The sequence below is a fragment of the Micromonospora sp. NPDC051196 genome (assembly GCF_040682415.1).
Classification (GTDB): domain Bacteria; phylum Actinomycetota; class Actinomycetes; order Mycobacteriales; family Micromonosporaceae; genus Micromonospora.
This window is the reverse complement of the sequence record NZ_JBFBAY010000006.1, coordinates 287,834-306,027: the sequence shown is the minus strand read 5'-3', so window position 1 is coordinate 306,027 and position 18,194 is coordinate 287,834. Positions and strand designations below refer to the sequence as shown.

Annotated in this window: 19 protein-coding genes; 9 read left to right on the top strand and 10 right to left on the bottom strand. The window is 69.8% G+C overall.

Annotation, left to right across the window (positions count from 1 at the left end; translation table 11 throughout):
- The first annotated feature begins 21 nt into the window (after window positions 1–21).
- Window positions 22–654: a hypothetical protein gene (locus tag AB0M35_RS15345; protein ID WP_363745661.1), complete on the top strand. Its 633-nt coding sequence runs from the start codon at window positions 22–24 to the stop codon at window positions 652–654.
- Window positions 655–810: 156 nt separating this feature from the next.
- Complete coding sequence (gene pdxY / locus AB0M35_RS15340; protein WP_363745659.1) at window positions 811–1,662, top strand: pyridoxal kinase PdxY; 852 nt, start codon at window positions 811–813, stop codon at window positions 1,660–1,662.
- Window positions 1,663–1,874: 212 nt separating this feature from the next.
- On the opposite strand, the gene AB0M35_RS15335 is transcribed toward pdxY, so the two are convergent.
- The 7 genes from AB0M35_RS15335 to AB0M35_RS15305 all read right to left on the bottom strand — a co-directional run bounded on the left by AB0M35_RS15335 (window position 1,875) and on the right by AB0M35_RS15305 (window position 10,218).
- Entirely contained in the window at window positions 1,875–4,262 is a 2,388-nt protein-coding gene (locus tag AB0M35_RS15335) for a glycosyl hydrolase (RefSeq protein WP_363745657.1), read from the bottom strand.
- A gap of 123 nt (window positions 4,263–4,385) precedes the next feature.
- Entirely contained in the window at window positions 4,386–4,853 is a 468-nt protein-coding gene (locus AB0M35_RS15330; protein ID WP_363745655.1) for a hypothetical protein, read from the bottom strand.
- Window positions 4,854–4,870: 17 nt separating this feature from the next.
- Entirely contained in the window at window positions 4,871–5,746 is an 876-nt protein-coding gene (locus AB0M35_RS15325) for a sugar ABC transporter permease (protein WP_363745653.1), read from the bottom strand.
- A complete protein-coding gene (locus tag AB0M35_RS15320; RefSeq protein WP_363745651.1) occupies window positions 5,743–6,741 on the bottom strand; it encodes an ABC transporter ATP-binding protein in 999 nt (332 codons plus the stop codon). Before AB0M35_RS15320 ends, AB0M35_RS15325 begins: the two co-directional genes overlap by 4 nt.
- Entirely contained in the window at window positions 6,738–8,018 is a 1,281-nt protein-coding gene (locus tag AB0M35_RS15315; protein WP_363745649.1) for a sugar ABC transporter substrate-binding protein, read from the bottom strand. Before AB0M35_RS15315 ends, AB0M35_RS15320 begins: the two co-directional genes overlap by 4 nt.
- A complete protein-coding gene (locus AB0M35_RS15310; RefSeq protein ID WP_363745647.1) occupies window positions 8,015–8,848 on the bottom strand; it encodes a carbohydrate ABC transporter permease in 834 nt (277 codons plus the stop codon). The genes AB0M35_RS15315 and AB0M35_RS15310 overlap by 4 nt, the downstream gene beginning before the upstream one ends.
- Window positions 8,849–8,973: 125 nt before the next feature.
- Entirely contained in the window at window positions 8,974–10,218 is a 1,245-nt protein-coding gene (locus AB0M35_RS15305) for a helix-turn-helix domain-containing protein (protein ID WP_363745645.1), read from the bottom strand.
- Between the two features lie 152 nt (window positions 10,219–10,370).
- Here AB0M35_RS15305 and AB0M35_RS15300 point away from each other — a divergent pair, with 152 nt between their 5' ends.
- The 3 genes from AB0M35_RS15300 to AB0M35_RS15290 all read left to right on the top strand — a co-directional run bounded on the left by AB0M35_RS15300 (window position 10,371) and on the right by AB0M35_RS15290 (window position 12,167).
- A complete protein-coding gene (locus AB0M35_RS15300) occupies window positions 10,371–10,802 on the top strand; it encodes a helix-turn-helix transcriptional regulator (RefSeq protein WP_363745643.1) in 432 nt (143 codons plus the stop codon).
- A gap of 41 nt (window positions 10,803–10,843) precedes the next feature.
- On the top strand, window positions 10,844–11,275 hold the full coding sequence (locus AB0M35_RS15295; protein ID WP_363745641.1) for a VOC family protein: 432 nt from the start codon (window positions 10,844–10,846) through the stop codon (window positions 11,273–11,275).
- 154 nt (window positions 11,276–11,429) lie between these two features.
- On the top strand, window positions 11,430–12,167 hold the full coding sequence (locus AB0M35_RS15290) for a maleylpyruvate isomerase family mycothiol-dependent enzyme (protein ID WP_363745639.1): 738 nt from the start codon (window positions 11,430–11,432) through the stop codon (window positions 12,165–12,167).
- Between the two features lie 138 nt (window positions 12,168–12,305).
- Here AB0M35_RS15290 and AB0M35_RS15285 read toward each other — a convergent pair whose 3' ends face one another.
- The 3 genes from AB0M35_RS15285 to AB0M35_RS15275 all read right to left on the bottom strand — a co-directional run bounded on the left by AB0M35_RS15285 (window position 12,306) and on the right by AB0M35_RS15275 (window position 14,594).
- Window positions 12,306–12,854, bottom strand: a complete 549-nt coding sequence (locus AB0M35_RS15285; RefSeq protein WP_363745637.1) for a carboxymuconolactone decarboxylase family protein — start codon at window positions 12,852–12,854, stop codon at window positions 12,306–12,308.
- A 100-nt stretch (window positions 12,855–12,954) separates the two neighbouring features.
- Entirely contained in the window at window positions 12,955–13,503 is a 549-nt protein-coding gene (locus tag AB0M35_RS15280; protein WP_363745717.1) for a carboxymuconolactone decarboxylase family protein, read from the bottom strand.
- A gap of 128 nt (window positions 13,504–13,631) precedes the next feature.
- Complete coding sequence (locus AB0M35_RS15275) at window positions 13,632–14,594, bottom strand: LysR family transcriptional regulator (protein WP_363745635.1); 963 nt, start codon at window positions 14,592–14,594, stop codon at window positions 13,632–13,634.
- Window positions 14,595–14,664: 70 nt separating this feature from the next.
- On the opposite strand from AB0M35_RS15275, the gene AB0M35_RS15270 reads away from it, so the two are divergent.
- The 4 genes from AB0M35_RS15270 to AB0M35_RS15255 all read left to right on the top strand — a co-directional run bounded on the left by AB0M35_RS15270 (window position 14,665) and on the right by AB0M35_RS15255 (window position 18,189).
- Window positions 14,665–15,687 carry a putative sulfate exporter family transporter gene (locus tag AB0M35_RS15270; protein WP_363745633.1) on the top strand — a complete coding sequence of 341 codons (1,023 nt, stop codon included), beginning with the start codon at window positions 14,665–14,667 and terminating at the stop codon, window positions 15,685–15,687.
- 310 nt (window positions 15,688–15,997) lie between these two features.
- Window positions 15,998–17,176: an aconitase family protein gene (locus AB0M35_RS15265; RefSeq protein WP_363745631.1), complete on the top strand. Its 1,179-nt coding sequence runs from the start codon at window positions 15,998–16,000 to the stop codon at window positions 17,174–17,176.
- A gap of 2 nt (window positions 17,177–17,178) precedes the next feature.
- On the top strand, window positions 17,179–17,703 hold the full coding sequence (locus tag AB0M35_RS15260; RefSeq protein WP_363745629.1) for a 3-isopropylmalate dehydratase: 525 nt from the start codon (window positions 17,179–17,181) through the stop codon (window positions 17,701–17,703).
- A 63-nt stretch (window positions 17,704–17,766) separates the two neighbouring features.
- Window positions 17,767–18,189, top strand: coding sequence for a nuclear transport factor 2 family protein (locus AB0M35_RS15255; protein WP_363745627.1), 423 nt, complete (start codon window positions 17,767–17,769; stop codon window positions 18,187–18,189).
- Window positions 18,190–18,194 lie beyond the last annotated feature (5 nt).

The window sequence follows — 18,194 nt, the reverse complement described above, 5'->3', positions numbered from 1 at the left end:
CAAGCGACGACGGAGATACGAATGAACACATGGAGTCGTAAGCGGCTGCTGGCCGCCGGTGCGTCCGGTGCGCTGCTGGCCGGTGTGGTGGCGGTGGGTTCGCCTGCCTTCGCCGAGCCGGGTGACGAGGCCGGGGTGGAGGTGACCGTCGAGATCGAGGAGATCCGGGAGCCGGGTGTCCTGGCCATGACGGTCGCTGCCGATTCGGTGGTGTTGTCGGAGGACGGGTCGACGTTGCTGGTTCGTCAGTTCACCGGCACCCTGCCGACGGTGACGGTCACCGACACCCGTACGCCCGACGAGGTGCCCGAGGGTGCGGCGTGGGCGGTGTTGGGTAGTGCGACCGATTTCGTCGGTGACGCCGAGCAGGCGCCGATCGGTGCCGGTCACCTGGGTTGGAAGCCGAAGCTGATCGATGGTGGGGACACCGGTCTGGTCAGTGAGGGTGAAGAGGTCGTTACGGTGTTGGACGAGCCGACGCAGCCGGGTAACAACGTGGGTCTGGTGGATCAGGAGTTGCTGGTTTCCACGTTTGATTCGGGTGCGGTGACTCCTGGCGAGTACACCGTTGATGCGGATCTGTTCCTGCGGACTCCGGCGGATGTCGAGGCGGGTGCGTACACCTCGACGCTGACCCTGTCCCTGTTCGAGTAACAAGCCGATGGTGCGGGCCGCCCGGACGGGCGGCCCGCACCCCGGCCACCGGGCGCGCGCGACCACCCCTGCCCGCCGCGTCGTGCCGGCCGACATTCGGGCAGTGTAGGCGGGGCCCCGGCATGGTTCGGGAGCAGCGCCCGCCATGATGAGACGGTGAAAATCCTGTCCATCCAGTCGTCGGTCGCCTACGGCTACGTCGGCAACTCCGCCGCCGTGTTCCCGCTGCAACGGCTCGGGCACGAGGTCTGGCCGGTGCTGACCGTGCACTTCTCCAACCACACCGGGTACGGCGCGTGGCGCGGGCCGTTGCTGGCCCCGGCCGACGTCGCCCAGGTGATCGCCGGCATCGCCGACCGTGGCGTCCTCGGTGACGCCGACGCGATCCTCTCCGGCTACCAGGGCGACCCGGCGATGGGCGCGGTGATCCTCGACGCGGTGACCCTGGTCAAGACCGCCAACCCGGACGCCGTCTACTGCTGCGACCCGGTGATGGGTGACGTGGGCCGGGGCATGTTCGTCCGGCCGGGTATCCCGGAGTACCTGCGCGACGTGGTGGTACCCCGGGCCGACATCGTTACCCCGAACCAGTTCGAGTTGGAGTTCCTCGCCGGCCGCCCGACCCCCTCGATGGAGGAACTGCTGGCGGCCGTCGACGCGGTCCGTGCGACCGGGCCACGGCACGTTCTGGTCACCAGCGTGCTGCACGGTGCCGTACCGGCGGGGTCGCTGGACGTGGTGGCGGTCTCCGACGAGGGTGCCTGGGCGGTGACCACCCCGCTGCTGCCGATCAACCCGAACGGCGGCGGTGACGTCACCGCCGCGCTCTACCTCGCGCATCTTCGGACCAGCGGCTCGCCGGCCGTCGCGCTGGAGCGGACCACCGCCTCGATCTTCGCCGTGCTGGAGGCCACCCTGGCCGCCGGCACCCGCGAACTCCAGCTGATCGCCGCCCAGGAGGCGATCGCCCACCCGCCGAACCGGTTCCCGGCCCGCCGCCTGCGCTAGACGGACCGCGCCGGACCTGTCGCGCTAGACCGACCGCGCCGGACGGCGCCGGACCGGTCGTGCCGGGGAGGTGCGCTGCTTACGACGGAGGCCACCTCCCCAGGCTGGGAAGGTGGCCTCCGGACGATCGAGCGGTCCGGCCGCCACCGCCCCGACCAGCCGCGTGGTGGTCACCACGGCGAGCCGGCCAGGACGATGGCGGCCGACCGGTACTAGCCGGCGCGGCAGGAGGACAGCACGCCCACCAGGCCGACGCCCGGGTTCTTCAGCGGCAGCTTCGTCGACGCGGCCGGGCAACGCGGCACGGACACGTCGTAGATGCCGCGGCCGAACGTGGCGGCGGTCAGCTGCCGGCTCGGCTCGTGGTAGCGCAGGTACATCACCGGAGCCTGCGGCAGGTTCTTGCCGAGCGCGGCCCACTCCCCGCCGTTCCAGCCGGAGAGGAAGACACCGACGTCGGTGCCGACCATCAGCAGACCGTCGGAGGTCGGGACGATCGAGTTGACCGGCGCGTCGGGCAGTCCCTGCCCGATGTTGATCCAGGTCTGCCCACCGTCGCGGGTCATCAGCACGTGCGCCCGGTCGCTGCCGGAACGGAAGGCCGAGAAGGTCGCGTACGCGATGTTGGCGTCCTTCGGGTTGACCGCGATCCGGGTGACCCAGGTGCCCGGCAACTGCGCCGAGTCGACCTCGGTCCAGTTGGCGCCGAGGTCACGGGTCCACCAGACCTTGCCGTCGTCGGTGCCCACGTAGAGGGTGTTGCTGTCGCTGGGCGCGACGGCGACGCTGGTGATCGTGCCCCACGGGTAGCCGGACGGGTCGTTCGGGCCACCGTTGGTCAGGTCGGGGCTGATCGGGGTCCAGGTACGACCGTTGTCCGTCGACCGGTTCAGGATGTTGCCGGCGTAGTACATGACGTTCGGGTCGTTCGGGTCGAACAGCAGCGGGGTCAGCCAGTTGCGCCGCTGCGAGGTGGTCTGGCCGGTACCGATGTTCTGCCGCGGCGCGAAACCGCCGTTCTCCGACCGGTAGCAGGAACCGTACTGGCTGCACCCGAAGACGATGTTCGGGTTCTCCGGGTGGATGATGGTCTGCAGACCGTCACCACAGCCGATGGCCTCCCACGGGCCGAGGCGGCCGTTGTAGCCCCGGTTGCAGCCGTTGTCCTGGGCGCCGGCGACCTTCAGGCTCGGGTCGGTCTCCGCCACATCGACGGTGTAGAACTGCGTGTACCGCTCGTCGGTGGCCTTGATCCAGCCGGCCGCGCCGTTCTGCTCCGAGCGGTAGACACCGCCGTCGTTGCCGAGGTAGACCCGGCCCGGCACCTTCGGGTCCCAGCGCATGACGTGCTGGTCGGCGTGCGGACCGCGCACCGAGGAGAAGCTCTGCGCGCCGTTGGTGGAGCGCATCAGGTTCACACCCATCAGGAACAGGTGGTTGGCGTCGGCCGGGTCGACCCAGATCTTGCCGAACCACCAGCTGAAGGTCGACTGCGAGGCCTGGCTCGTGGTAACCGGCATCAGGTCCCAGCTGTCGCCGCCGTTGTCGGAGCGGTAGAACGCCCGGAACGGGCCGATGGCGGTGCCCACGTACGCGTAGAGGCGCTGCGGGTTGTTGGGCGCCACGGCCAGGCCCCAGCGGCCCTGGTCGGCGTCGGTGGGCAGACCGTTGGTCATCCGCTGCCAGGTCTCACCGCCGTCGTTCGAGCGCCAGAGGCTGGAACCGGGGCCACCGTAGGTGCGCTGGTGCGGCTCCCGCAGGTGGTCCCACATCGCGGCGTACACCCGGTTGGGGTTGCTCGGGTCGATGATGACCTCGGTGGCGCCGGTTCGGGCGTTCGGCGGGGCGAGCACCTGCCGCCAGTTGTCACCGCCGTCCTCGCTGAGGTAGACGCCGCGCTCGCCGCCGGGGATGAACAGGTTGCCGGTGGCCGCCGCGAAGATCCGGTCCTCGTTGGTCGGGTCGATCGCGAGCCGGCCGATGGCGTGGCTGTCGGTCAGACCGACCCGCTCCCAGGAGCCCCCGCGGTCGGTGGAGCGGTAGATGCCGTCACCACCGAAGGTGATGGAACCACCGCCCGGCTGGGCCTCACCGGTGCCGGCGAACAGAACGCCGTCGCTGGTCATGGCCAGCGCACCGATGGGCTGGGCCCAGCTGTCCGGCCAGACCGGGGTGAAGACGTCGCCGGCGTCGCTGGACTTCCACACGCCACCGGAGGCGGCGGCGATGAACAGCTGGTCCGGCACCTGCGGGTCGACCACGAGGTCGGGAACCCGGCCACCGATGTTCAGCGGCCCGAAGAAGTCCCACTTCTGGTCGCCGAGCTTGCGGTAGCTGTTCTTGGTGCGGACGGCGAGCTGGTTGGCCTGGCCCCGGGCGTTGGCGTACTTGGTGGCCGACAGGCTGGTGCTGCCGTCACTCAACCGCTGGGCGGTCATCCACTCGTCCGGCACCTCCATCGGGCCGGTGGGCAGGTTGGTGGCCAGCGACGGTTCAGCGGGGGTGGGGCTGGACGACGCGGCCAACGCGACTGTGGCGAGCAGCCCGACCACAGCTGTCGCCGCCAGTCCGCGATAGCGTCTCGCGAACGTAAGTTTCATGGGGGTCTCTCCTGATCCGGACGCGAACGGTCCTGTGTGCGCACGCTAGAGCGCACATCGGTGCACGTCACCGAGCAACTGTCGGGGAAACACCTGGTCCGGTTAGGACAGATGTCGAGGCGGTCATCCGCCGCTGCGGAACTCGGGCAGACCGGCGTCCTCGGAATCAGGTCCCACCACGACGGTCAGGCTGGAGCCGTCGGCACACAGCGCCGAGGCACGCAGATACATCCGCCGCGCCTCGGTCCGGGCCAGCACCTCGGTCTCGAAGACCTCGTCCTCGACGCGCAGCACGTCGAGATCCGTGCGCTGCTCGTAGTGGGCGCGAACGTCCAACGGAGACATCCGGAGGGTCGCCTCCACGGTGGTCAGCACGCCCTGCTGCACCACGGCGGTGACCCGGGAACCCTCGGGCAGGGCCAGACCCGGTACGTCGGCCTCGACCTCCGGATCGTCCATCGGCACCCGGTCGCAGCTGGGCAGGTTCGCCAACAGGTCGCGTCCGCCGCCGGTGGGCGACGTCGAGCCGTCACCACAGGCGGCCAGCAGGGGGAGGACGACGACGGTGGCGGCCAGTACCCGCAATCTCATCGCAGCAGGATGCCAGCTCATCGCAGCACCCGCCAGCGTCGTACGGCCAGCAGCAGCACGATGATGATCACGGCAGTGATCAGCATCAACAGGATGGTGACCAGTGATCCGTACGCGAAGCCGGAGAACTCGAAGACCTGGTCGAAGATGTACACCGGCAGGTACAGGGTGGCGTTGGCGGGTCGGCCGTCGGTGAGCACGTACGCCGGCACGAAGTTGACCTGGAGGGTGAGGATGATGTCCCGCACCGCCAGCAGCACCAGCACCGGGGCGAGCAACGGCAGGGTGAGCCGGCGCAACTGACCGAACGGGCCGCACCCCTCCAACGCCGCCGCCTCGTACAGCCGACCGTTCAGCAACCGGCGGGCGGCGAGCACCACCACGAACCCCTCACCGATCGGGAAGGCCAGCATCAGCACCACACCGATGCGGGCCGTGGTCGGGTCGGCGAGCCAGTTGTAGCCCTCGTGACCGAACAGCCCGAGAAGTTGGTTCAGCGGCCCGTACAGCGGGTTGAGCACCCACAGGAACAACACCGCCAGGGCCATGTCGGGGATGACGGTGGGCAGGTAGACGGCGGTGCGGAACCAGCGGCCACCCGGGCGGGGGGCGGCGAGCAGCAGGCCGAGCCCCACCGCGGCGACGAACCGCACCGGCACGGCGAGCGCCACGTGGAACAGCGACGCCTCAAGGCTGTCGAGCAGGAACCGGTCATCCAGCATCCGGCGGATGTTGTCCAGCCCGACGAACTGCGGGTCCCGGGTCAGGCCGGTGTGGTCGGTGAAGGCGTACCCGACGTTGAGCAGCACCGGCACCGCCACCAGCAGCGCCACCGCGATGGCGTACGGGGCGAGGAACGCCCAGCCGGTCAGGGGCCGCCGGGGACGGCTCATCGTCGCCGGCCGGTGGACGCGTCGAACCGGTGCAGCCGATCGGCGCGCAGCCGCACCTCGTCACCGACGTTGACGCCGGGGCGAGGGCCGGTGCGCACGATCAGCCGGGTGCCGTCCGGGCAGCGGGTCGACAGGTTCGCCTCGCTGCCCAGCGCCTCCACCGCCTCGACGGTGGCGGTGATCCGCCCGGCGTCGTCGAGGGCCAGGTCCTCCGGCCGTACGCCCATGGTCAGGGTGGCGTCGCCGCCGAGCACGCCGCCGCCGGGCACCAGGTTCATCGGCGGACTGCCGAGGAACCCGGCGACGAACGTGTCGGCGGGTTCGTCGTACACCTGCTGGGGTGGGCCGACCTGGCGGATCTGCCCGTCGGCCAGCACGACCACCCGGTCGCCGAGGGTCATCGCCTCGTGCTGGTCGTGGGTGACGTGGATGGTGGTGGTGCGCAGTTCCCGGTGCAGGGCCAGCAGGTCGGTGCGGGTGGCGAAGCGCAGCGGCCCGTCCAGGCTGGCCAGTGGCTCGTCGAGCAGGTAGACGCTCGGGTCGCGCAGCAGCGCCCGGGCCAGCGCCACCCGCTGGCGCTGGCCGCCGGACATCTGGTCGGGGTAGCGGTCCAGCAGGTCACCGATGCCGAGTCGCTGCGCGGCGACCTCGGCACGCTGGTCCGCCTCGGCTCGGCGCACCTTGCGTACCCGCAGCCCGAAGGTGAGGTTGCCCAGCACGGTGAGGTGAGGAAAGAGCGCGTAGTCCTGGAAGACCATCGCCACCGCGCGCCGGGGCGGCGGGACCGTGGCGACGTCGACGTCGTCAACCAGGATCCGGCCGCTGTCGGGCCGGTCCAGCCCGGCGATCAGCCGCAGGATGGTCGACTTGCCGGACCCGGAGGGGCCGACCAGGGTGATCAACTCACCGGCCGCCACCTCCAGGTCGACCCCGTCGACGGCGGGCTTCCCGCCGTACGAGCGGGTCAGTGCCTCCAGCCGGATGATGCCCTTCACTTGCCCGCCGAGAACAGTGGACGGACCCGGTCCTCCAGTTGGCGCAGCCCGTCCTCGCGATCGATCCGGCCGTAGAAGACCTCGGCCAGCAGGCTGTTGCCCTCCTTCTCCACCCGCGACCAGCTGCCGGTGCGCGGGGTGGCCCGCAGATGCGGCGCCGCGTCGAGATACACCTGCGAGGAGCGGGGCGGCTTGGCCGGGTCCAGGAAGACGGGAGAGTTGGCCACCTCAAGGCGGGACGGCACCGTGCGGCCCGACTCGGCCAGGGTGCGCTGCCCGGCGTCGCCCATCGCGTACTCGATGAACCGCCAGGCCGGCCGGTGATCGGCCAGACCGGCGCTCATGCAGTACGCGTCGCTGTGCAGGATGGACGCGGGCTTGCCCCCCGGGGCCACCGGCAGCGGCGCGACGTCCCAGGTGAAGTCGGTGATGGTGCGCAGGGTGGGCACGGCCACCCTGCTGTTGAGGTACATGCCAAGCGTGCCGCGCAGGAACCGGGCCTCACTGGACTCGCTCTGCTCCTCGGCGTCCGGCGGCACCACACCGTGGCGCAGTTGCAGGTCGAGGAACCAGTCGACGGCCGCCCGGGAGGACGGGTTGTCGGTGAGGGTCAGCCGGCTCGGCTTGTCCGAATCGTCGACCAGCTCACCGCCGTTGGACCAGACGAACGGGGCCAGCCGGGGCAGCGAGGGGTCCACCCCGAGTCCGTACCGGCCGTCGCGGGTCAGGGCCTTCGCCGCGGCCAGGAAGTCGTCCCAGGTCCAGTCCGCCTTCGGGGCGGGCACCCCGGCGGCGGCGAACAGGTCGGCGTTGTAGTAGACCACCAGGGAGGACAGGTTCTGCGGCAGGCAGGTCAGCTCCTTCCCGTCGAACCGGAAGGCGTCCAGGGACTGCGGGCTGAAGTCGCTCTCCCGGATCGCCTCGCTGGAGTCCAGGTAGGACTGCACCGGCTCGATCGCACCCTGCGCGGCGAACTGCCCGTAGCGGCGGTAGTTCAGCAGGAACACGTCCGGCGGCTGGCCCCCGGCGAACGAGGTGGTCAACCGCGCCATCAGTTCGTCCTGGGTGGCCACGGGGGAGAGGGTGACCGGAATGTCGGGGTGGGCGGTGGTGAAGCCGGCGACCAGGTCCCGGTAACCGGCGATCTCCTCGGCGTCACCGAACAGCACCACGGTGATGCCGCTGTCGTCCGCCGCCTTGTCACCGGACGAGCATCCGGTGCTGACCAGCAGCACCGTCAGCAGGGTGGCGCAGGCGCGCCGCCAGAGGGAGGTCATCGGTTTCCTTTCGAGCGAAGCGCCGCCAGTGGATCGTCGGCCAGCAGGATCCGCTGGGCGAACAGGAACATCAGTACGCACGGCGCGGTGGCGATCACGCTGCCGGCCATCAGCAGCGGCCAGTCCGTCGGGTTGAGCAGCAGCAGGAACCGCAGACCCAGCGGCCAGGTGTAGCGGTCCCCGCTGGTCAGGTAGAGCAACGGGTCGATGAAGTTGGACCAGTGGAAGGTGAAGGCGAGCACCGCCACCGCGAGCGTCGCCGGCTTGACCTGCGGCAACGCCAGCCGCCGCCAGATGGTCAGCCAGCCGGCACCCTCCAGCCGGGCGGCCTGTAGTTGGCTGTCCGGTATGCCGCCGAAGCTCCACGCGTACAGCAGGACCAGGAACGGGCTGACGGCCAGCGCCGCCGGCGCCAGCAGCGGCAGGTACGTGTCGACCGCGCCGAACAGCCGGAACACCTCGAACCGGGTGGCCCACACGGCGGTGACCGGCACCAGCAGCACGACCAGCAGCGCGATCAGCGCCCGGCGCCGTGCGGTGCCGGACAGCAGCCGTAGGCCGAAACCGGTCAGCGAGGCCACCAGCACGGTCAGCGGCACGGCCAGCGCCACCACCAGCGCTGAGTTCGCCAGGTAACGCACCAGCGGCACCAGTTCCGGCAGGCGCGTGTACGCCGCCGTGGTGGCCTCGGCCGGCCACAGCTCCAGGGTGCGCGGCGGTGGGGAGCCGGCGGGCCGCAGCGATCCGACCAGCATGAACCACAGTGGTGCGAGGAACAGGGCCGCGAAGAGTGCGGGTACGACGAACCGCCCGAGCCATCGCCCCAGCACCGCGTCACCTCCTGTCCACAGTCGTCCCGTCGCCCTCGCCCCGCAGAACCTATGGACCGGTCAGTCCCAGGTCATCGGGCACCTGTCGAAGATCCCTGAGTCGGCTTGCTACGTGTGTCGCAGCCTCACTCCTCGGGTCGGTGCTGTCCGGTCAACCGGGCCAGCTTGAGTCCCAGGTGCAGGCAGAGCCGCTCATCGCCGTCCTTGAGATCGGTGCCGGCCAGTTCCTCGATGCGTTGCAGACGGTAGTAGAGCGTGGTGCGGTGCAGCCGCAGCCGGGCGGCGGTGGCATGGGCGTTGCCGGCCTGGTCCAGGTACCGCTCCAGTGTGGTCAACAGGACTTGGCTGCCCGGGGTGGCCAGCAGCCGGGCCAGCCCGGGGTGCACGTCGGCCACGGTGAGCTGCTGGTCGCCGAGTCGGGCCAGGGCCCGGTAGCTGCCCAGGCCGGACCAGAAGACCACCCGGCCCAGCGCCGACAGTTGCGCACCGACCCGCGCCGCGTGCAGGGCCTCGACGTACGACTCGGCGGCCTGGGCCAGACGCGGTCGCGGCTGTCCGACGCCGACCACGGTGCGTTCCACCGAGCTGAGACTGCGGGTGACGTGTTGCAGGTCCTCGTCGAGTTGGCGGGCGGCGGCCTCCGGGGCCGGACGACCGGCGACCGGTTCAGCCGGCAGCAGCAGCACCCCGTGGTCGTGCCGGATCAGGTGCAGGGCCTCCCGGATGCCGGCGCGCCGGCGGGCGGCCACCAGCGCCTGTTCCATGGCGATACGGGCCAACTCGTCCGGCTGCCGCTGCGCAGGTGCGACCAGTCGCGCCACCAGCGCCGTGCGGGGCCCGTCGGCGGCGATCATCCCCGCCTCCAGCAGCGCTCGGGACGCCTGGTCGCGGGTCTCCTGGCTGTCGGCGAGCAGCGTACGCGCCGCCTCGGTCTCCCGTTGCGCGGCCAGTTCGCCGAGCAGGTTCTCCCGGTACAGGGCGAGGGAGAGCTCCTTGAGCAACCCCGTGGCGGTCAGGTCGACGTCGGTCATGGTGGCGTCGGGATCGATGAACCACACGTAGCCGAGCAGCAGCTCGTGGTGGCGTACCGGCACGCACAGGCGGGGCAACATCCCCAGGTCCGGACGGGCGGGTGTGCGTACCGGCCCGCGCGCGTCGGCGAGGCCGAGGTCGCGTACCCAGGCGACGACCTCGGGGGTGTTCTGCCGGCGCAGGATCGAGGCCCGGCGGACCTCGTCGGTCAGCCCGGTCTGTTCGCTGTACACGACGACCCGTTGCCGGCGGTCCTCGATCAGTGCGGGACGGCCGGCGTGGGCGGCGACGGCGTCGACGATGCGTTGCAGTTCGCCCCGCACCAGCCCCCCTCTCACGTTGTTGTGGATCCCTGGCGGGCGGCAACCGCCCCGCGCACCCCCGCCATGATCAGGATCCTGTCTACACCCGGGATAGGCGTTCGACCACGCAGGTTCGTTACAGTCACATGTATCATTCTCACGTTGTCTGTCACATAGGCTTGAGGGCGATGAGCCGACCGCCCAGCCGTGCTCCAGGTGACCTGTTGGCCCACCTGCGACGGGCACGCGACCACATGGACCGCCACTACACCGAGGCGCTGGATCTCGCGGCCGTCGCGGCCGTCGCCGGCATCAGCAAGTATCACTTCCATCGACTGTTCACCGTCACGTACGGGCTCTCGCCGGCCGCGTACCTGTCGAAACGGCGCATCGAGCGGGCCCAGGACCTGTTGCGGGCCACGAACCTCACGGTGACCGAGGTCTGCTACGCGGTCGGCTTCGCCAGCCTCGGCTCGTTCAGCAGTCGGTTCCGGGAACTCGTCGGTGAGTCACCCAGCGAGTTCCAGCGCCGCTGGGCACAGACCGGCGCGCCACGCATCCCGGGCTGCTTCGTGTTCATGTGGGGGTTCGCCGAGCGGCGCGGCGACGCCGCAAGCTAGGAGAAGCCGCCACCGCGCCGCTGGGGCCTAGCCTGGCTCTCATGATTACGAACGTCTCGCTGACCAGCGTTTTCGTCAAGGACATCGACGCCGCCAAGGCGTTCTATCTCGACGTGCTCGGCTTCGTCGAGCGCACCGACATCACCATCGGCGACGGCTCCTACCGCTGGTGCACCGTCGGCCACCCCAGCCAGCCGGAGTTGGAGGTGCACCTCCAACTCCCCGGGCCGCCGCTCTCGCCGGAGGTGGCCGAGATGTTCCGCCGAGCGCGGGACGAGGGCAGCCTGTTCGGCGTCGGGCTGGCCGTCGACGACTGCCGCAAGACCTACGACGACCTGCGGGCCAAGGGCGTGGAGTTCCTCCAGGAGCCGGCGGAGCGTCCGTACGGGGTGGAGGCCGTCGCCCGCGACAACTCGGGAAACTGGTTGGTACTGGTCGAGCATCGGGAGTTCACCCCGGCCGACTTCGACTGATCACATCCGTCGCGGGCTGTCCCGCGCCCACGTTCCGGCGTTCCGGCGTTCCGGCGTTCCGGCGTTCCGGCGCGCCGGGCGGGGCATCCCGCCATGGGCCGGGAAGGCACGTCGACGGATGTCGACAATTGTCGGAATCGATACTCTGATCGATATGCGGGTGTTCGACATGATCGTCGATGAGCGGCGCCGGGCAGCCGACCTCCTTGACGGACTGACGGCCGACCAACTTCGTCGGCCGAGTCTGTGCGCGGGCTGGACGGTGCACGACGTCGCCGCCCATCTCACCACCTACCTCCGCTTCGGCCAGCTGAAGATCTACACCGCGATCGTCACGACCGGCGCTGATTTCGACCGATTCAACGTCCTGCTGACCCGCCGCGCCGCCCGCCTGCCGATCGAGAAGATCGTGGCGACGCTGCGGCGGCACGCAGCCTCCCGTACCACCATCCCGCGCTCCGGTTACGACCCGGTTCTGACCGACGTGCTGCTGCACGACCTGGACATGCGGGTGCCGCTCGACATCCCCCGGGACACCCCGGAGGAGCGGCTCCGGGTGGCGTTCCGGCACCTGACCGACCAGCCGTCGCCCGGGTACGCGATGGGTGACCGGCTGCGGGGCCTGCGGTTGGAGGCGACCGACACCGGATGGATGCACGGCAGCGGGCCGGTGATCCGCGGCCGCGCCGACGCCCTGCTGCTCGGCATCGGCGGCCGGCCGTGGGCCTTCGACCACCTGGAGGGCGACGGGCTGGCGCTGCTGCGATCGCGGGTGCTGGACCGGACCCGGCGGGGAGTGGTCGGGCGGTTGATGGCACCGCTGCGGGTGCTCGCCAGCCCGCCGCCACGCGACCGCCGGTCCCGCGAAGCCGGGGCGCCCGGAACGCGGTGAGCAGGGCTGCCGGCTGACCTCAGCGGACCGCGAACGCTGGCTGCGCCCGGCCCGCGTCACCGATCGGCGCTCTCCGGTGCCCTCCGAGGAATGCATCCGGTCGGCGGCCCACCGGGGCGTGCGGTTCCACGATGAAGCTCAGACCGTGTTGCGGTAGCCGACGCTGATGACTCGGCGGGCCGTCTCGTCGTAGAACTTCGGATCAGTCGGGGCGAAGGTGCCGAGGCCGTCGACGTACCGGTTGACCATGCAGAAGGCTGCCGCGATCAGGATCGTGTCGTGGATTTCCTCGTCGGTGGCGCCCTCGGTGCGGGCCGTCTTGACCAGTTCAGGGGTGACGCTGCGGCCACTGCGCTGTACGGCCCCGGCGATGTGCAGCAGCGCGCGAAGCTTCGCACTGACCGGGGCGCTGTCCAGATCGGTGCGTACCTGTTCGACCAGGGGCATGCCCTCGTCGAGCAGCGCGGCGGCGAACGCCGAGTGCGCCGAGCAGCAGTAGGTGCACTCGTTCAGGCCGGAGACGTACGCGGCGATCAACTCGCGGTCGGCGGTCGGCAGGCTGAGCGGCCCACGCAGCAGGGTCTCGGCCAGTTCCAACATCGGCTTGCCGGTCACCGGCCGGTACTTCAACGGCCCCCGTACACCGGGAAACTCGGTCTCGTCCACGCCCAGGTCGATGTGTGCCATGACGTCAGGTCCCCATTCGGTCAGCGGGTGCAACTCGGATGCTCCGGGGTTGCTGGTGGAACGGACGGAGTTCGATCCAGTGGCGTCGACCGGACCGTCGTCAGACGACCTGTCGGTAGCCGCTGCGGGCGATGTGTTCGGACGCCTGCGCATACCACCCGGGGTCGCCGGCCGGTAGGGTGCCGAGGCCGTCGACGTACCGGTTGAACATGCAGAAGGCCGCCGCGATCAGGACCGTGTCGTGGATTTCCAGGTCGGTGGCGCCCTTGGTGCGTGCGGCCTCGACCAGTTCGGTGGTGACCTCGCGACCGCTGACCTGGACGGCGGCGGCGATGCGCAGCAGGGCCCGCAGTTTCGTGGAGATCGGAGCGTGGTCCGGGTCGGCTCGTACCTGGTCGACCAGGGCCATGCCCTCGTCGAGTTGTGCCGCCGCATACGCCGAGTGCGCTGCGCAGCAGTAGGTGCACTCGTTGCGGCCGGAGACGTACGCGGCGATCAGTTCCCGTTCCCCCGGGGAGAGCGGGTGTGGTCTGCGCAGCAGCACCTCGACCAGTTCAAGCAACGGTCCGCCGGTCTCCGGCCGGAAGCGCAGCGGCCCACGGATGCCGGGAAACTCGGTCTCATTCACCCCTAGATCGATGTGAGCGATGGGGTCACTCTCCTCGATGTCAAAGTCGATGGTGATCCTGGTTGATGATTGAACATAGTGAATTGATCCTGACCTCTCAAGGGTGAATCCAGACGGGCTGCCGGCGCTGCGGGCCTGCCCGAGCAGCATCAAGCCGCACTTCGGCCTGGTGCGTTCCGGTCCTTGGTGATCATGCTGCGTTGGGTCGGTGTCGTCGCGGGGGAGTTGTCGATCGCCTGCAGCAGTGCCGTGGCCGACCCGGTGAGCCGCCGACCGCGCGGCCAGACCGCGCGGAGGTCCCGCCGTAGCGGCAGGTTGTCCACCGGTACGGTAACCAGGTGTCCCGTCGCCAGTTCCGCCTCGACGGCGTACCTGCTGAGTACTGCGGGCGCGGTGCCGGTCATCGCCGCGCCCTTGACGGCGGCGTTCGACCCGAGGGACAGGTGCGGTGGCGCCGCGTCCAGGTCGCGCAGGGCCAACTCCAGCGTCTCCCGGGTGCCTGATCCCTCTTCTCTGACCACGAGCCGGGTACGTGCCAGCTCAGCCGTGCGTAGCGGGCGACGAAGGCGCGCCCAGTCATGCTGCGGGGCCACGACGACAACCAGGTGATCGTGCCCGACGATCCGGTGGTCGAGTCCGTCGGGAACGCTCGGTCCCTCGATGAACCCGATATCGACGCTGTCGTCCGTTACCAGCATCCGCGCCACTTCCGTGGAGTTGACGACGATCAGGCCGACCTGCACATCGGGTTCGCGCTGCGCAAGGCTGTGCAACCACCGGGGGAGCAGTGCCCCGGCGACGGTCATGCTCGCCGCCACCCGCAGGTGCGCCGCCCGCGCGTGACGCATGGCGGTGAGGCTGTTGTGGAACTCGTCGGCGACGGTCAGCAGACGCAGCGCCCACGTCACCACGACCTGCCCGTCGTCGGTCAGCATCGAGCCGCGTGGGGTGCGGGTCAGCAGCGGGAGCCGTACCTGTCGTTCCAGCGCGGCGAGGCGCTTGCTCGCCGACGGCTGGGACATCCCCATCGTCCGCGCGGCCTGGCCGACGCTGCCCAACTCCGCCACCCGGACCAGCAGGCGCAGCGACACCAGATCAGGAAGCAGGCTCATAGCCCCAGGTTATGACCTGTGCTGCGGTCGATGGCTACTGGACGCCTCCAGATCATCTGAAGCTGTCCGCATGACGATCAAGGACAGGACCACCGTTGTTCCTGCTGCCGGCCGCCGGCACGCCCGCCTGCTACCGGGGCTGCTCGTCGCCGGCGTCGCCGCCGCCGTCGGGTATCTGGTGAACCACTGGTTCGGTGCCGCCAGCCCGCTGGTGGTGGCCATCGTGCTCGGCATCCTGCTGACCGCGTGCGGTGGCTACCGTCCGTGGTTGCAACCCGGCCTGCGGTTCGCCGCGACCATGCTGCTGCGCATCGGCGTCGTGCTGCTCGGCCTGCAGTTGGTGCTCTCCGATGTCGTCGAGCTCGGGATCGGGCCGATGGCCGTCGTCGTGCTGGGCGTCGCCGTCAGTTTCGTCGCCACGCGCTGGGTCGGTCGGCGTCTCGGCCTCAGCGCCGACCGCTCGCTGCTCGTCGCGACCGGCGTCGCGATCTGCGGCGCGTCGGCCGTGGCCGCAATGAACCAGGTCGGCGACGGCGAGGAGGACGACGTCGTCACCGCGGTTGCCGTCGTGACCGTCCTCGGCACGTTGTCGATGGTGGCCCTGCCCGTGCTCGGCGTGCTGTTCGGTCTCGACGACGTGCTGCTCGGTCTGTGGGTGGGGGCGAGCGTGCACGAGGTGGGCCAGGTGGTCGCGATCGGCGGGGCGGTCGGCGCCGCGGCGCTGTCGGCGGCCGTCGTGGTCAAGCTGTTCCGGGTGCTGCTGCTCGCCCCGCTGGTGGCTGCGGTGGCGGTCGAGCGCCGTTCCGCGAGGCGTACTTCGGGTGACGTGCGGAAGCCGCCGGTCCTGCCGTGGTTCGTCGTCGGCTTCGTCGCGGCGGCGCTGCTGCGGACAACCGGCTGGCTACCGACGGGTGTCCTCGACGTCGGGTCGGTGGCGGGCACGGTGCTGCTGTCCGCCGCCATGTTCGCCCTCGGTGCCGCAGTCAACCTGCGCGCTGTCGCCCGCGGCGGCCGGCGCGCGTTGACTGCCGGCACCGTCGGCACCGTCGTCCTGTCGACCGTCACTCTGGCCGGCCTGACCCTGACCACCTGACGCCGCGGGGCGCCGACGGCGCGGGCCGGCAACGGGGAACGATCTGCTCGCTCACCGCCCGTGACCTCGGCGCCTAGCTGCAGAACCAGGAAGGTCAGGGTATTGACGCGATCATCCGGCCACCCTATTTTTGAGTCACTTATCTCCGAGCGTCTCAAATTTTGAGCAGGCGAACCAGTTGGCGCCATCAAGCCGAACGAGGAGTGCCGTGGGACAGACGATCATTGAAAAGATCCTGGCGCGTGCGTCGGGAAGGGCGACCGTCGCGCCTGGCGACTATCTGGAAGTGACGACGTCGTGCCCGACGGTCATGGCCCCGCATTCGGCCATGGACAAGGGCGCCGGGCTCATCACCGAGTGGAACGCGAAGATCTACGACCCCACCAAGGTGATGCTGGTCGACGGTCACCTTGGGGCGACCGCGTCCCACGGCGCCGCCGAAAAGCGCAAGGCGCTGCGGGAATGGGCCGCGACGGTCGGCGTTCCCGAGGAGAACATGTGGGATCTGGGCCGCTCCGGTATCGAGAACATGGTGGCCGTCGAGCAGGTGTGGGCCTTGCCCGGTGAGTGCTACTTCCAGGGCGTCAACGGTCACATCAGCACGGCCGGCGCACTCGGCTCGTTCGCCAGTGCGCTGTCGTTCGGCACCGCGGCGTACCTGTTGCGCGGGGTGAACTGGGTGAAGGTGCCGCAGACCATCAAGCTCGTCGTCACCGGCGAGCCGCGGGCCGACTGCACGCCACGTGACGTGTCGGAGTACGTGCTCGGCCAGCTCGGACCGTCCGGGGCGGTGGGGGCCATCCTGGAATGGACCGGGCCGTACATCGACGCGCTGGACATGGAGGGCCGGTTCGCCATCTGCTCGCAGGCGCTGTTCACCGGCGCATGGACGGCGATCATGAACCCCGACGACACCACGATGCGCTGGGTGGGCGAACGGATCGACACCTCCGGTCTAGAGCCGCAGACGAGTGACCAGGACGCCGACTTCGCCGCCGTCCTGCACTTCGACGTCGACGGGCTGACCCCGCGCATCGTCCCGCCGCCGCAGCGGCACGAGATCCACGATCTCAAGGACTACCTCGGCATCAAGATCAACCGAGGGTTCATCGGCAGCGACGCCAACGGCTGGCTGAGGGACATGAACCACGCCGCGCGCGTGCTCAAGGGCAACACGATCGCCCATCACGTCATCCTCAACATCACCCCGGGCACCCCACGGGTGCTCAAGGGTGCGGTCGCTTCGGGGGCGTTCACGACGTTCCTGGAGTCCGAGTGCGTCGTTCCCACGCCGAACGAGGGCATGGAGTGGGGCGCGAACACGCCGTTGACCGACGGCGATGTCTGCATCGCCAGCGCCCAGACGAACTACCCGGGCCGGATGGGCGGCAAGACCTCGCAGATCTTCCTGGCGAACCCCGCCGTCGTCGCGGCGTCGTGCATCGCCGGCGAGATTGTGGACCCGTACGAGTACTTCGAGGGGAAGTGACCATGCGCGGCAACGCCTGGAAGTTCTCAGGAATCCTGGACGTCGACTGGGAGATCTGCTCCTACCTGCTGGTCCGCCAGCTCGCCGATAAAGGACCGGTCACCGAGGAGATGCTCGGCGAGCACTGCCTCGTCAACGTCGACCCGGACTTCCCGAAGAAGGTCCGCAAGGGCGACTTCGTCGTGGCCGGCCCGAACATGGGCTATGGGCACGACCACGACCATGCCTCCATGGCGCTCAAGGGGGCGGGGGTCGCCGCGGTGCTGTGCGAGAACTCGGCCCCGTACTTCCTGCGCAACTCGATCGATCACGGGCTGCCCGTCATCGAACTGCCGGGGATCATGGCCGCGGTGGACACCGGCGACGACCTTGAGGTCGACCTGAGGGCCGGCAAGGTGGTCAACCACAGCCGGCCCGGCCACGAGCTGACGTTCACCCCGTTGCCCGATTTCCTGCTCGACGTGCTGGACGCGGGGGGCATCTACCCGATGCTCAAGCCCCGCTATGAGGGCAGCGCCGGCCGATAGGGCGCTGCGCACCGACAAGACCCGCGCGTAAACGCGCGAACCCGGATCGCCCAACACAACGAGGTGGGCAGTGTGGCGAGAACCGACGAACGACATGACACCGAGACCGACGTCCAGCGGGTGCTGGAGTACCTGCGGCTCACCGAGGCCGGGCGCCTGGACGAGGCGCGCGCCTACCTTTCCCCGCGAGTCCGGCACACCTTCCCGGGTGGTCGCGAGTTCACGGATCTCAGTGAGTGGCTCGGCTGGTTCCGCGCACGGATGAAACGGGTCCGTAAACGCGACCATGAGATTGACGTCTGCCACGCCGCCAATGGCGATCTCGTCATCTATGTCCGCGGGTTCCTGGAGGGTGAGACGACCTCCGGGCACACCTTCGACGGCGTTCGCTTCATCGACCGGTTCGCCGTATCCGACGGGGAGATCGTCGAACAACAGGTCTGGAACGACCTCGCGGCCTGCGGTGTCGAGCCTGGGAGAAAGTGAGAAAC